This window comes from Pseudomonas germanica, assembly GCF_019614655.1.
GTDB classification, from domain to species: Bacteria; Pseudomonadota; Gammaproteobacteria; order Pseudomonadales; family Pseudomonadaceae; genus Aquipseudomonas; species Aquipseudomonas neuropathica.
In genome coordinates, this window is record NZ_CP071586.1 from 2504294 (window position 1) to 2517789 (window position 13496).

11 protein-coding genes and 3 tRNA genes are annotated in these 13496 nt (G+C 59.9%); all 14 read left to right on the top strand.

Annotated elements, in window-relative coordinates:
- Positions 1 to 196: 196 nt before the first annotated feature.
- The 14 genes from truA (at position 197) to J0G10_RS11040 (ending at position 13496) form a co-directional block, all read left to right on the top strand.
- Positions 197 to 1021, top strand: coding sequence for a tRNA pseudouridine(38-40) synthase TruA (gene truA / locus J0G10_RS10975; protein WP_034152768.1), 825 nt, complete (start codon positions 197 to 199; stop codon positions 1019 to 1021).
- Positions 1022 to 1086: 65 nt separating this feature from the next.
- On the top strand, positions 1087 to 1713 hold the full coding sequence (locus tag J0G10_RS10980) for a phosphoribosylanthranilate isomerase (protein WP_095047650.1): 627 nt from the start codon (positions 1087 to 1089) through the stop codon (positions 1711 to 1713).
- Positions 1714 to 1917: 204 nt separating this feature from the next.
- Positions 1918 to 2838 (top strand): acetyl-CoA carboxylase, carboxyltransferase subunit beta, encoded by a 921-nt coding sequence (gene accD, locus J0G10_RS10985; protein WP_007913458.1) that lies wholly within the window; start codon positions 1918 to 1920, stop codon positions 2836 to 2838.
- Positions 2835 to 4142: a bifunctional tetrahydrofolate synthase/dihydrofolate synthase gene (folC, locus tag J0G10_RS10990; RefSeq protein ID WP_220558421.1), complete on the top strand. Its 1308-nt coding sequence runs from the start codon at positions 2835 to 2837 to the stop codon at positions 4140 to 4142. Before accD ends, folC begins: the two co-directional genes overlap by 4 nt.
- On the top strand, positions 4126 to 4776 hold the full coding sequence (locus tag J0G10_RS10995) for an SPOR domain-containing protein (RefSeq protein WP_220558422.1): 651 nt from the start codon (positions 4126 to 4128) through the stop codon (positions 4774 to 4776). Before folC ends, J0G10_RS10995 begins: the two co-directional genes overlap by 17 nt.
- Positions 4777 to 4874: 98 nt before the next feature.
- Positions 4875 to 5435: a CvpA family protein gene (locus J0G10_RS11000; protein WP_007913461.1), complete on the top strand. Its 561-nt coding sequence runs from the start codon at positions 4875 to 4877 to the stop codon at positions 5433 to 5435.
- Between the two features lie 41 nt (positions 5436 to 5476).
- Positions 5477 to 6982, top strand: coding sequence for an amidophosphoribosyltransferase (gene purF, locus J0G10_RS11005; protein ID WP_016984539.1), 1506 nt, complete (start codon positions 5477 to 5479; stop codon positions 6980 to 6982).
- Between the two features lie 73 nt (positions 6983 to 7055).
- Positions 7056 to 8267, top strand: coding sequence for an O-succinylhomoserine sulfhydrylase (locus J0G10_RS11010; protein WP_095124814.1), 1212 nt, complete (start codon positions 7056 to 7058; stop codon positions 8265 to 8267).
- Entirely contained in the window at positions 8264 to 9040 is a 777-nt protein-coding gene (locus tag J0G10_RS11015) for an SDR family oxidoreductase (protein ID WP_220558423.1), read from the top strand. Before J0G10_RS11010 ends, J0G10_RS11015 begins: the two co-directional genes overlap by 4 nt.
- A 216-nt stretch (positions 9041 to 9256) precedes the next feature.
- Positions 9257 to 9332 (top strand) — tRNA-Val (locus J0G10_RS11020).
- Between the two features lie 56 nt (positions 9333 to 9388).
- Positions 9389 to 9465: transfer RNA gene (locus J0G10_RS11025), tRNA-Asp, on the top strand.
- Between the two features lie 93 nt (positions 9466 to 9558).
- A tRNA-Asp gene (locus tag J0G10_RS11030) sits at positions 9559 to 9635 on the top strand.
- Positions 9636 to 10132: 497 nt separating this feature from the next.
- Positions 10133 to 12964 carry a xanthine dehydrogenase family protein molybdopterin-binding subunit gene (locus tag J0G10_RS11035; RefSeq protein WP_220558424.1) on the top strand — a complete coding sequence of 944 codons (2832 nt, stop codon included), beginning with the start codon at positions 10133 to 10135 and terminating at the stop codon, positions 12962 to 12964.
- Positions 12957 to 13496, top strand: coding sequence for a (2Fe-2S)-binding protein (locus tag J0G10_RS11040; RefSeq protein ID WP_220558425.1), 540 nt, complete (start codon positions 12957 to 12959; stop codon positions 13494 to 13496). The genes J0G10_RS11035 and J0G10_RS11040 overlap by 8 nt, the downstream gene beginning before the upstream one ends.

A 13496-nucleotide genomic window follows, 5' to 3' on the forward strand; every position in this document is an offset into this window, starting at 1 on the left:
TGATTTGCCGTCTTCGCGAGCAGGCTCGCTCCCACCTTTGAAATGCATTCCCCTGTGGGAGCGAGCCTGCTCGCGAAGAGGCCGGCACTGCTGATAGAGAACTCTGGCATCCCTGAACCACAGCCTTATAATGCCCGCCTTTGCACAAACAGCAGGCTGTCCCACCTTGGCAAACATAGATAACCCGGTCGCCGAAATGGCCCCCGACGGCTTTTACCGCGTCGCACTGGGCGTTGAGTACAAAGGCTCGCGCTACAGCGGCTGGCAGCGTCAGTTGACGGGTGTGGCGACGGTGCAGGAAGAACTCGAAAAAGCGCTGTCGAAAGTCGCCAATTCACCGGTTTCGCTACAGTGTGCCGGGCGCACCGATGCCGGCGTGCATGCCTGCGGGCAAGTGGTGCACTTTGATACGACCGTCGATCGTTCGCTGAAAGCTTGGGTCATGGGCGCCAATATCAATCTGCCTCACGACATCAGTGTCAGTTGGGCGCGGGTGATGCCGGCGCATTTTCACGCGCGCTTCAAAGCCATCGCCCGGCGCTACCGCTATGTGATCTATAACGACCAGATCCGCCCGGCGCATCTCAACGAAGAAATCACCTGGAACCATCGCCCGCTCGACGTCGAGCGCATGGCCGAAGCCGCGCAGTACCTGATTGGCACCCACGATTTCAGTGCCTTCCGTGCCGGCCAGTGCCAGGCCAAGTCGCCGATCAAAAAAATGCATCACCTGCGCGTGACCCGTCACGGCAAGATGATCGTGCTCGATATACGCGCCAACGCGTTCCTGCATCACATGGTGCGCAACATCGCCGGTGTGCTGATGACCATTGGAGCCGGAGAGCGGCCGGTGGAGTGGATGAAGGAAGTGCTGGAAAGCCGCGAGCGCCGTTCCGGTGGCGTTACGGCGCATCCGTACGGCTTGTATCTGGTGCAGGTCGAGTACCACGACGAATTCCCGTTGCCCGAGCGTTTTATCGGGCCACATTTCCTTACGGGTTTCTCCGAACTTGACGGCTGACGCCCTCGAACGCTTTTGTTACCATCCGGGACTTTCCCGGATTTTACCTCGGAGTTTTTCTCGATATGCCAGCCGTTCGCAGCAAGATCTGCGGGATTACCCGCATAGAAGATGCGCTGGCCGCCGTTGAGGCCGGGGCGGATGCGATCGGGTTCGTGTTCTACGCCAAGAGTCCACGTGCGGTAACCGTGCAGCAGGCGAGGGCGATTATTCAGGCATTGCCGCCGTTCGTGACCACCGTGGGCTTGTTCGTCAACGCCAGCCGCTGCGAGTTGGGGGAAATCCTCGATGCCGTACCGCTGGATCTGTTGCAGTTCCATGGTGACGAGGTCGCTGAAGACTGCGAAGGCTGGCATCGTCCGTACATCAAGGCGTTGCGGGTCAAGGCCGGCGATGACATTGCGGCGGCGGTTGATGCCTATCCGAGCGCCAGTGGCGTGCTGCTCGACACCTACGTCGAGGGCGTGCCCGGCGGAACCGGTGAGGCCTTTGACTGGTCATTGATTCCGCAAGGTTTGAGCAAGCCGTTGATTCTCGCGGGTGGTTTGACCCCGGAGAACGTTGCAGACGCCGTGGCTCGGGTGAAACCGTACGCGGTAGACGTCAGCGGTGGGGTAGAGGCGAGCAAGGGCATCAAGGATCACGCAAAGATTCACGCGTTCATCAACGCGGTACGCAAAGCGCCATATTGATGTGACGGCTGGCAGTCTGCCGCCGTCCATCAATGCACTTGCACAAAGCAGGCGCGGCTGAGGGTTTCTGGATGGCACGCAGGTCATGTTTCGCGCTGATCGTGGCAGTCCGGCAACCATCGCCACACACATGAATTTAGCTGAAGGGCATACGCGGGGCTGCGAACCAGAGCGTTCGGGCCGCCGGTACTGGAGAAAGAAAGCATGAGCAACTGGTTAGTAGACAAACTGATCCCTTCGATCATGCGTTCCGAGGTCAAGAAGAGCTCGGTCCCTGAAGGTCTGTGGCACAAATGCCCGTCTTGCGAGGCGGTGTTGTATCGTCCAGAGCTGGAAAAGACCCTGGACGTTTGCCCTAAATGCAACCATCACATGCGCATCGGCGCACGTGCGCGCATCGACATTTTCCTCGATGCCGAAGGTCGCAACGAACTGGGCGCCGATCTGGAGCCGGTTGACCGTCTGAAATTCCGCGACGGCAAGAAGTACAAGGATCGCCTGACCGCTGCACAGAAGCAGACCGGCGAAAAAGATGCGCTGATCTCGGTCAGCGGTACTTTGCTGGGCATGCCGGTGGTGGTTTCGGCCTTTGAATTCGCCTTCATGGGCGGTTCCATGGGCGCCATCGTCGGTGAGCGCTTCGTACGCGCGGCCAACTACGCGCTGGAAAACCGCTGCCCGATGATCTGCTTCGCTGCCTCCGGTGGTGCGCGCATGCAGGAAGCGCTGATCTCGCTGATGCAGATGGCCAAGACTTCGGCTGTGCTGGCGCGTCTGCGTGAAGAAGGCATTCCGTTCATCTCCGTACTGACCGACCCGGTCTACGGCGGTGTTTCCGCGAGTCTGGCGATGCTTGGCGACGTGATCGTTGGTGAGCCGAAAGCTCTGATCGGCTTCGCTGGTCCGCGCGTTATCGAACAAACCGTGCGTGAGAAGCTGCCGGAAGGCTTCCAGCGCAGCGAGTTCCTGCTGGAACACGGCGCGATCGACATGATCATCCACCGTCAGGAACTGCGCCCACGTCTGGGTAACCTGCTGGCACAAATGACTGGCAAGCCGACGCCGAAATTCGTCGCCGCGCCAATCGAGCCGATTGTGGTTCCACCGGTACCTGCTGGCCTATGACCGAGCGCACCCTTGGCGAATGGCTCGCCTACCTTGAGCAGTTGCATCCGTCGGCCATCGACATGGGCCTGGAGCGTTCGCAACAGGTAGCGTCCCGCATGGGGCTGGGCCAGCCGGCGCCTCGGGTGATCACGGTCACCGGCACCAACGGCAAGGGTTCGACCTGCGCTTTCGTGGCTTCATTGCTGCGGGCGCAGGGCCTGAGCGTTGGTGTCTACAATTCTCCGCACCTGCTGCGTTACAACGAGCGGGTGCAGCTCAATGGCGTCGAAGCCACTGACGCGCAGCTGTGCGAAGCCTTTGCAGCAGTCGAGGCCGGGCGCGGCGACACTTCCCTGACTTACTTCGAAATGGGCACCCTCGCGGCGTTCTGGCTGTTTCAGCAGACCGGGCTTGATGCGGTGGTGCTGGAAGTCGGGCTGGGCGGGCGTCTGGACACGGTCAACGTGGTCGATGCCGATATCGCACTGGTCACCAGCATTGGCGTCGATCACGCCGATTATCTGGGCGACACCCGCGAATCCGTGGCTTTCGAGAAAGCCGGAATTTTCCGTCAGGGCAAACCTGCCTTGTGCGGCGATCTGAATCCTCCGCAACCATTGCTCGACAAGGCGCGTGAACTGGCTTGTCCGTTCTTCCTGCGCGGGCGCGACTTCGATCTCGGCATCACTGATCAGCACTGGCAATGGCGCGGCACCGATGCGCGCGGTCAGGCTGTTGAGCTGCGTGACTTGCCGCTGCTCGATCTGCCGATGGAAAACGCCGCACTGGCGTTGCAGGCGTATCTGCTGCTCGGTTTGCCGTGGGATGCGTCGCAGATTGTCGCTGCGTTGCAGGACACTCGCGTGGTCGGGCGACTGGATCGCCGCTCATTCGAGTGGAACGGCAAACGCCTGAATCTGTTGCTCGATGTGGGGCATAACCCGCATGCCGCCGAGTATCTGGCCCGCCGTCTGGCCTCGCGACCACCGGTCGGCAAGCGCCTGGCGGTGTTTGGTCTGTTGGCCGACAAGGATCTGGATGGTGTTGTCAGCGAATTGAATGCTAGTGTCGAGCATTGGGCGGTGGCGCCGCTGGATTCTCCGCGTGCCCGTCCGGTGGCTGAATTAAACGCTGCATTGCAGAACCTTGGTGCGTCGGTCACGTCTTACGACAGTGTCGCCGCTGCGCTGGAAGGGCAGTGCGCAGTAGCCACCAGTGACGACGAGATTCTGTTGTTCGGATCATTTTATTGTGTCGCCGAGGCCCTTGAATGGCTGGCCCGGCGCTCCACGGAGGAAGCGGCAAATGGCTTTGCTGGATAAAGCGTACAAGCAGCGCATGGTTGGCGCTTTGGTGCTGGTCGCGCTGGCAGTGATTTTCCTGCCGATGCTGTTTTCCCGTCAGGACGAGCAACGTCAGGTGACCGTCGAAGCACCCGCCGCGCCGCAAGCGCCTGTCGTGCCGCAAGTGCAGATGGAAACGGTGGCTGTTCCCGAGCCGCAAGCCTTGCCGCAGGAGCCAGTGCCAACGGATGAAGAGGTCGCCGAAGACACGGCGCCTGCTGCGCCCGTCGCAGCGACGCCGACGGCTCCCATCATGATCACCAAGCCTGTTGCGCCGCCGGCGGTGGCCAAGCCGATTCCTGCGCCTGCTCAGCCGATCACTGCGGCCTCGACCAAGCCGGACACCACGCAAAGCCGCGTCGATGCCAATGGCCTGTCGGTGAGCTGGTCGGTGCAGCTGGCCAGTCTGTCGAGCCGCGCCAGCGCCGAGAGCTTGCAGAAAACCCTGCGCAGCCAGGGCTATAACGCTTACATCCGCTCCGCCGATGGCAAGAATCGGGTGTTTGTCGGCCCGCTGATCGAGCGTGCCGAGGCTGATCGTCTGCGTGATCTATTGGGGCGTCAGCAGAACCTCAAGGGTTTTGTCGTGCGCTTCCAGCCTGAGCGCGGCTAAAAACTATCGCCTCGATTGAAATGCACTGACAATCGCAGCTTACCGAGAGGCATGCGCTCTGCTAAAATGCGCCGCCTTATCCGTCTGTAGGCTGCACTGTGCCATTTACCTGGGTTGACTGGGCGATCGTTGCAATCATCGCCATCTCCGCTTTGATCAGTTTGAGCCGCGGCTTCGTCAAGGAAGCATTATCGCTGGTGACCTGGATCATCGCAGGAGTCGTCGCCTGGATGTTCGGTGGCTCATTGTCCGAGTACCTCGCCGGATACATCGAAACCCCATCGGCTCGCGTGATCGCGGGCTGTGCCATCATGTTTGTCGCCACACTGATCGTGGGCGCAATGATCAATTATCTTATCGGCGAGTTGGTTCGCGTCACCGGGTTGTCCGGGACCGATCGATTCCTCGGCATGGCCTTCGGCGCTGCGCGTGGCGTGTTGCTGGTGGTCGTGGCGGTCGGGCTGTTGAGCCTGGGGCCGGTACAGCAGGACGGGTGGTGGAAAGAATCACAGCTCGTACCAAAATTTCTATTGGTCGCTGATTGGTCCAAAAACCTGATTCTCGGGTGGAGCAGTCAGTGGCTTGCCAGCGGAATCAGCGTACCCGCTGATATTCCGTTCAAGGAGCAACTCTTGCCGTCGGCGAAAACGCCTCAGTGAGTGTTGTTCAGTTCAGATCCATTAAGTAGGGGTTGCGTCGCATGTGTGGCATCGTCGGTATCGTCGGTAAGTCGAACGTCAATCAGGCGCTGTATGACGCGCTAACCGTGCTCCAGCACCGCGGCCAGGACGCTGCCGGTATCGTGACCAGCCATGATGGCCGGTTGTTCCTGCGCAAGGACAATGGCCTGGTGCGTGACGTGTTTCAACAGCGTCACATGCAGCGTCTGGTCGGTCACATGGGGATCGGCCACGTCCGTTACCCGACTGCGGGTAGCTCGACTTCGGCCGAAGCCCAACCGTTTTACGTCAACTCGCCTTACGGCATCACTTTGGCGCACAACGGTAACCTGACCAACGTTGAGCAGTTGGCCAAAGAGATTTACGAATCCGATCTGCGTCACGTCAACACCAGTTCCGACTCGGAAGTGCTGCTCAACGTGTTCGCCCATGAGCTGGCCCAGCGCGGCAAGCTGCAACCGACCGAAGAAGACGTGTTTGCCGCCGTGACCGACGTGCACAACCGTTGCGTCGGCGGTTACGCGGTAGTCGCCATGGTGACCGGTTACGGCATCGTCGGTTTCCGTGACCCGCACGGCATTCGCCCGATCGTGTTCGGTCAGCGTCACACTGACGAAGGCGTTGAATATATGATCGCCTCCGAAAGCGTTTCGCTGGACGTGCTCGGTTTCACCCTGATTCGCGACCTGGCGCCGGGCGAAGCGGTCTACATCACTGAGGACGGCAAGCTGCACACCCGTCAGTGCGCGACCAATCCGTCCCTGACCCCGTGCATTTTCGAACACGTCTACCTGGCGCGTCCGGACTCGATCATCGACGGCGTGTCGGTCTACAAGGCCCGTCTGCGCATGGGTGAGAAACTCGCCGAGAAGATTCTGCGCGAGCGTCCAGAGCACGACATCGACGTGGTTATCCCAATTCCGGACACCAGCCGTACCGCGGCACTGGAACTGGCCAACCACTTGGGCGTGAAATTCCGCGAAGGTTTCGTCAAGAACCGTTACATCGGTCGTACCTTCATCATGCCGGGCCAGGCGGCGCGCAAGAAGTCGGTTCGCCAGAAGCTTAACGCCATCGAGCTGGAATTCCGCGGCAAGAACGTGATGCTGGTCGACGACTCGATCGTGCGCGGCACCACTTGCAAGCAGATCATCCAGATGGCCCGCGAAGCCGGCGCGAAAAACGTCTACTTCTGCTCGGCAGCGCCAGCGGTACGCTTCCCGAACGTTTATGGTATCGACATGCCAAGCGCGCACGAACTGATCGCACACAACCGTTCGACTCAGGACGTGGCGGATTTGATCGGCGCTGACTGGCTGATCTATCAGGACCTGCCTGACTTGATCGAAGCGGTTGGCGGCGGCAAGATCAAGATCGAGAATTTCGATTGCGCGGTGTTCGACGGCAAGTATGTTACCGGTGACGTCGACGAGGCTTACCTGGACAAGATCGAGCAGGCACGCAACGATGCCTCGAAGGTCAAGACCCAAGCGGTCAGTGCGATCATCGATCTGTACAACAACTGAGTTATCACCGGCCCTGAGGGGCCGGTTTTGTATCTGACTTTCAATTTTCGAGAACAGGGCAAGGAGTGACAGCATGAGTCAGGAATGGGATGCCGGTCGGCTGGACAGCGACCTCGAAGGCGTAGCGTTCGATACCCTGGCCGTACGTGCCGGTCAGCACCGTACGCCGGAAGGCGAGCACGGTGATCCGATGTTCTTCACCTCCAGCTATGTGTTCCGCACCGCTGCCGACGCGGCCGCACGGTTCGCCGGGGAAGTGCCGGGTAACGTTTACTCGCGTTATACCAACCCGACCGTGCGCGCGTTCGAGGAGCGCATTGCTGCGCTGGAAGGCGCCGAGCAAGCCGTTGCGACCGCAACCGGCATGGCCGCCATCATGGCGGTGGTGATGAGCTTGTGCAGCGCCGGCGATCACGTGCTGGTTTCGCGCAGCGTGTTCGGTTCGACCATCAGCCTGTTCGAGAAGTACTTCAAGCGTTTCGGTGTGGAAGTCGATTACGTGCCTTTGGCCAACCTGTCGGGTTGGGATGCGGCAATCAAATCCAACACCAAACTGCTCTTTGTCGAGTCACCGTCGAATCCGTTGGCCGAGTTGGTCGACATCCCCGCACTGGCTGAAATCGCTCACGCCAAAGGCGCGATGCTGGTCGTCGATAACTGCTTCTGCACGCCAGCGTTGCAGCAGCCGCTGAAAATGGGCGCAGACATTGTCGTGCACTCGGCGACCAAGTTCATCGATGGCCAGGGCCGTTGCATGGGCGGTGTGGTGGCCGGTCGCAGTGAGCAGATGAAAGAAGTCGTCGGCTTCCTGCGCACTGCCGGGCCGACCTTGAGTCCGTTCAACGCGTGGATCTTCCTCAAAGGTCTGGAAACCCTGAACCTGCGGATGAAGGCGCACTGCGCGAATGCTCAGGCGCTTGCCGAGTGGCTGGAGCAGCAGGACGGCATTGAGAAGGTGCATTACGCCGGTCTCAAGAGCCATCCGCAGCACGAATTGGCCCAGCGTCAGCAGAAGGGCTTCGGTGCGGTAGTGAGCTTTGAAGTCAAAGGTGGCAAAGAGGGCGCTTGGCGCTTCATCGATGCGACGCGGCTGATTTCGATTACCGCCAACCTCGGCGACAGCAAGACCACGATCACGCACCCAAGCACCACCTCTCACGGCCGTCTGGCGCCGCAAGAGCGTGAAGCGGCGGGCATCCGTGACAGCCTGATTCGCATCGCGGTCGGTCTGGAAGACGTCGCTGACCTGCAAGCCGACCTGGCGCGCGGTCTGGCCGCGTTGTGATCGAGTTGTCTACGCCGACAGCAGGTACCCATGGCCGCGTTGCGCTGGTCACGGGTGCTGCGCGCGGTATCGGTCTGGGCATCGCTGCCTGGCTGATCAGCGAGGGCTGGCAAGTCGTGTTGACCGACCTGGATCGGGCGCGCGGTTCAAAAGTGGCGAAAGTGCTGGGTGAAAACGCCTGGTTTATTGCCATGGACGTTGCCGAGGAAAGTCAGGTGGCGCTCGGCGTGGCTGAAGTGCTGGGTCAGTTTGGTCGTCTCGATGCACTGGTGTGCAACGCGGCGGTCGCTGATCCGCACAACATCACACTGGAAAGCCTAGATCTGGCTTACTGGAATCGGGTGCTGGCGGTGAATCTCAGTGGGCCGATGCTGTTGGCCAAGCACTGTGCGCCGTATCTGCGTGCGCACAACGGTTCGATCGTCAACCTGGCGTCGACCCGTGCCGGGCAATCAGAGCCTGATACCGAGGCTTATGCGGCGAGCAAGGGCGGTTTGCTGGCGCTCACGCATGCGTTGGCGATCAGTCTGGGGCCGGAGATTCGTGTTAACGCCGTCAGTCCGGGCTGGATTGATGCGCGTGATCCTTCTGCGCGTCGCGCTGAGCCATTGGCCGATGCCTACCATGCTCAGCATCCTGCGGGCAGGGTAGGGACGGTCGAGGATGTAGCTGCGATGGTTGCCTGGTTGCTGTCGAGGAATGCCGGGTTTGTTACCGGGCAGGAATTTGTCGTCGACGGCGGCATGACGAAAAAGATGATCTACAGCGAGTAGGTCGCTTTTTTCGCCTGAATTTGCGTTGAATGAACTGACGCCTTCGCGAGCAAGCTCGCTCCCGCATTTGGAATGCAATCCCCTGTGGGAGCGAGCTTGCTCGAGAGGGCGGTCTTGCAGGATCGAAACAATTTCGTCTTTTTCAGAAAAACTTCAATCCTGCTATTGACTTAGGTTCGCTACCTGCGTAAATTTCGCGGCCTCGGAGATGCAAACGGGTGATTAGCTCAGCTGGGAGAGCGTCTGCCTTACAAGCAGAATGTCGGCGGTTCGATCCCGTCATCACCCACCACTCCCCGAGAAACTTGCGTAAGCAAGAGCGTAGGCTGAAAGTGCCTGCACCGACGCGCAGCGGTAGTTCAGTCGGTTAGAATACCGGCCTGTCACGCCGGGGGTCGCGGGTTCGAGTCCCGTCCGCTGCGCCATATTTTACGAATCAGACTTGTCTGGTTCGCGATTGCAAAGCACCGAAGCTTGCAGTCAACACGAGTTACTTGAGCGAAAGCTCAAAGCGATACGCAGCGGTAGTTCAGTCGGTTAGAATACCGGCCTGTCACGCCGGGGGTCGCGGGTTCGAGTCCCGTCCGCTGCGCCATATCTGCTCCAAGGACCACTGAACGCCTTGAAGCACCGAAAACAGCCGTTGGCTGATTCGGAATCGATAGCAAAGACCCTGGTCGAAAGACCGGGGTTTTTTGTGTCTGAAATTTGGCTATCCACCTCTTTTTCTCCTGCCTAAATCCTGAATCCAATACAAATCCCTGTAGGAGTGAGCCTGCTCGTGAAAGCGGTGTGTCAGCTAATAATGTGCTGGCTGACACTACGCCTTCGCGAGCAGGCTCGCTCCCACAGGGGGGATATCTATTGGTTTGGTAATCTGCTGCGGTCTCACGTCGCATTGATTTTCTGATCCTTTAGTCAAATTTTTGTAACTGGTTGTTTGCTGCGAGCGCAGAAACCTTTAAAGTTAACCTTTCGGTCAGCTTTGCACTGTCATCACGCCTTTCGTTTAGCCAAAAGGCTTCTGCAAGACTCGAGATTCCCCAGTAGATAACCAGAAGGGCGGACACATAACCGCCCAGAGGATGATCCATGTCCAACCGTGAAATATCCCGGCGCTCGTTTCTCCAGGGCGGGCTGGTGGCGGGTGTGAGCGTCACGCTCACGCCGCTCAGCAGTCAGGCGCTGGCTGCCTTGATGGAAAACACTGTCACCGTGCCGTCCGAGAAGTGGCTCGGCAGCAACGGCAAGGCGCGTCAGCGTAACGACGCACTGTCCAAGGTCTGCGGCAGCAAAGTCTTTGCCCGCGACATCCGTTCCAAGGACATGCCGGGCTGGCCCGAGCAGCAAGGCCACGCCATGCTGCTGAAAACCATCAAGGCTGACCGCATCTACGACGGCTACGACCTGTCGTGGCTTGGCGCTGACTTGCAGCCTGACCGCATTGTCACCGCCGCTGATCTGGACAAGGACGGTATCGTCTTCCCCGAAGAGCACGCGCCGGATCCACTGCTGCCAGAAGGCAAAGTGCCGATGTTCATCGGTCACCCGGTGGCAATCCTGATCTGGAACGACTTCGAGCGTTTCCGTCAGGCGAAGAACAAACTCAAATTCAATGACAAAGCGATTCGTTACGGTGCCAAAGTGCCGTTCTACGAAGGCGACCCCTACGGCAGCTTCCGCTACGTGCGCGTCGGCGGCGCGACCTCGGCCGACGAAGACGAATTCGCCAGCCTCAAAGACTCGATCCTGTTCCCGATGCTGAAGAACCGTCGTCCGGTGTGGAATTCCCAGCCGAACCTGCACGGCAATCTGACCGAGCGCGGCTTGTTCTACGCCGACCGCATGAAGCAAGAGATCGACACGCCGTCGGACAACTGGCTGGTGTTCGACGAGCGCTACAAGACCCCGTCGATTGAGCCGGCCGCCATGGAGCCGGACAACGGCAACGGCTGGTACGACCCGAAAACCAAAACCCTGCATTTCGTCGTGGCCACCCAGTGCCCGCTGGAGGCAGCGACCGAAACCGCGAAGATGATCGCGCCGTCGCGTTTTGGCCTCGACAACCTGAACATGCACCCGGGTTACACCGTCGGTTACGGATCCAAAGACCACAACATCTTCGTCTACTACGCAGCCCTGGCGGCGCTGTATGGCGCGGGTGTGCCAGTGCGTCTGGCCAACGACCGCTACGAACAATTCCAGAGTGGCATCAAGCGCCACCCGTTCGACATCCGCTATCAATTGGCCGTGGACAAGAACGACTACAGCTTCAAGATTTTCCGCGCGGAAATGAGCGTCGACGGTGGCGGCCGGATCAACTACAGCCCATCGGTAGCCGCGGTTGGCGCCACGGCCGCGCAGTCGATCTACTACATGCCGCAGAACGATCTGCAAGTCACCGCCTACCACTCGCGTGGCGTTGAGGCCGGTTCGATGCGCGGTTACGGCACCCTGCAAAGCATGGCGGCAACCGAGATGATGGTCGATGAAATCGCCAACCGTCTCGGTGTCGATGCGATCGACCTGCGTCGCAAGAACGCCCTGCGTTCCGGTATGAAAAACACGCAAGGCGCGATCCCGGCCGGTGCCTTGCGCCTGCATGAAATTCTCGACAAGGCCGCGGTGCACGAAGTCTGGAAAAACCGCGACGCGATCAAGAAACAGCGCGAAGCGGCCGACCCGGACAACTGGTACGGCGTTGGTTTTGCCATTTGCCAGAAAGACTTCGGCACCGGTTCCGAAGCGCCGATGGCCAGCATCGAATTCACTGCTGACGGTCGCATCACTCTGCGTCATATCGGCATTGAGATCGGCACTGGCATGTCTACCTCGCAGGCGCTGGTGGTGGCCGATTTCCTCGGTAGCCCGGCGCACGAAGTGAAGACCGGCGAAACCGAATGGAAGGAAATGCAGCTGATCACCAGCGGCAACCCTTACATCATGAGTCAGGCCGAGCAGGACAGCCTGCTGCGCAACCCGCGCTGGGTCGGCAAACTGGCTTCGGCCTCGTCGGCGACCAACTCGGCGTACTACTTCAGTCACGCCACCCGTGAAGCGGCACGCGTGCTGTTCAATAACGGTCTGTGGCCGGCGGCCATGGAAATCTGGCGTCAGGGCCCCTATGGCGGCCAAGCCAACCCTTACGTCGTGCGTCGCGAAGATGCGCATTGGGTCGACGGCAAACTCACAGCCAACGGCATGCAACCGTTGAGCTTCGAAGAACTGGCCAAACACGCTCATGAGCGTGGTCTGGTGACCGGCGCCACCGTTCACGCATTCAACCGCTGGAGCTGGGCCGAGGCCGAATACAGCATCGACGGCGTGCGCGAGCGTCTGCCGCTCGACGGTCTGGCGGTGAAATATGGCGATGGCGCGCCGAAGGCGAAGAAGGCGCTGATGAACACCGCTGGTTTCCACCTGTTGGATCGCCAGAACATCAATTACCCGGTTGTCCAGTTGAACAACGCTGCCGTGACTTACTACAGCCCGGTCGCGACACTGGTCGAACTGAAGGTCAACAAAGGCTCGGCGGAAGTCGAAGTGCTCAACCACCATTCGTGGGTCGAGTGCGGTCGGGTGCTGGTCGAGGAACTGGTCAAGGGCCAGCTCGAAGGTGGTATCGCCATGGGCATCGGCCACGCCTTGATGGAAGAAATGCCGCTGTATGAAGGTGGACCGGGGGAGGGTGATTGGAACTTCAACCGTTACCGTTTGCCGATGGCGCGTCACGTTGCCGTATGGAAACAGACGTCGGAGATTCTGCCGGCGCTGTCGCCAAGTGATCCGTCCAAAGGCATCGCCGAAGTGGTGATGATCCCGATTGTCGGTGCCATCGGTAACGCCGTGGCGCACGCCATCGGTAAACGTGTTCGCGATCTGCCAATCACTGCTGCGCGCATCAAGGAGGCCCTCAATGGCTAACCGTCCGCTTCAACTGACCCTCAATGGTCAATCCGTCGGCCCGGTGGACATCCCTGATGACCTGCCGATGATCGACTACCTGCACGAATACAAGAACCTCACCGGTTCGCGCCTGGGCTGCGGCCAGGGCTTCTGCCACGCCTGCGTGGTGATCGTCGATAACCCGGACGGGACCAGTGAAGAAGTACGCACCTGCATCACTGGTGCGCACTACTTCGAAGGCAAGAAAGTCCGCACCATCGAATCTCACGCCAAGCGTGACGAGAGCGGTCAGGTCACCGAGCTGAATCCGATCCAGCAACGCTTCGTCGACGAGTTCGCCTTCCAGTGCAGCTACTGCGCACCAGGCTTCGTCAACGCCGCGACCGTGCTGGTCGAGAAGCTGCAGCGCCAGCCGACCGTGCAAAGCAAGCTCGAACAAGTCATCGAGGACAGCCTCGGCCATCACGTCTGCCGTTGCACCGGGTACGTGCGTTACTACAACGCCACCCGCAACGTGCTGACCGATCTCGGCCTGGTCAAGGAGGGTTAA

Bases quoted from the DNA above. Each gene is read 5' to 3' on its own strand.
- truA (WP_034152768.1), top strand. From the start codon at position 197: ATGGCCCCCGACGGCTTTTACCGCGTCGCACTGGGCGTTGAGTACAAA.
- J0G10_RS10980 (WP_095047650.1), top strand. From the start codon at position 1,087: ATGCCAGCCGTTCGCAGCAAGATCTGCGGGATTACCCGCATAGAAGAT.
- accD (WP_007913458.1), top strand. From the start codon at position 1,918: ATGAGCAACTGGTTAGTAGACAAACTGATCCCTTCGATCATGCGTTCC.
- folC (WP_220558421.1), top strand. From the start codon at position 2,835: ATGACCGAGCGCACCCTTGGCGAATGGCTCGCCTACCTTGAGCAGTTG.
- J0G10_RS10995 (WP_220558422.1), top strand. From the start codon at position 4,126: ATGGCTTTGCTGGATAAAGCGTACAAGCAGCGCATGGTTGGCGCTTTG.
- purF (WP_016984539.1), top strand. From the start codon at position 5,477: ATGTGTGGCATCGTCGGTATCGTCGGTAAGTCGAACGTCAATCAGGCG.
- J0G10_RS11010 (WP_095124814.1), top strand. From the start codon at position 7,056: ATGAGTCAGGAATGGGATGCCGGTCGGCTGGACAGCGACCTCGAAGGC.
- J0G10_RS11035 (WP_220558424.1), top strand. From the start codon at position 10,133: ATGTCCAACCGTGAAATATCCCGGCGCTCGTTTCTCCAGGGCGGGCTG.
- J0G10_RS11040 (WP_220558425.1), top strand. From the start codon at position 12,957: ATGGCTAACCGTCCGCTTCAACTGACCCTCAATGGTCAATCCGTCGGC.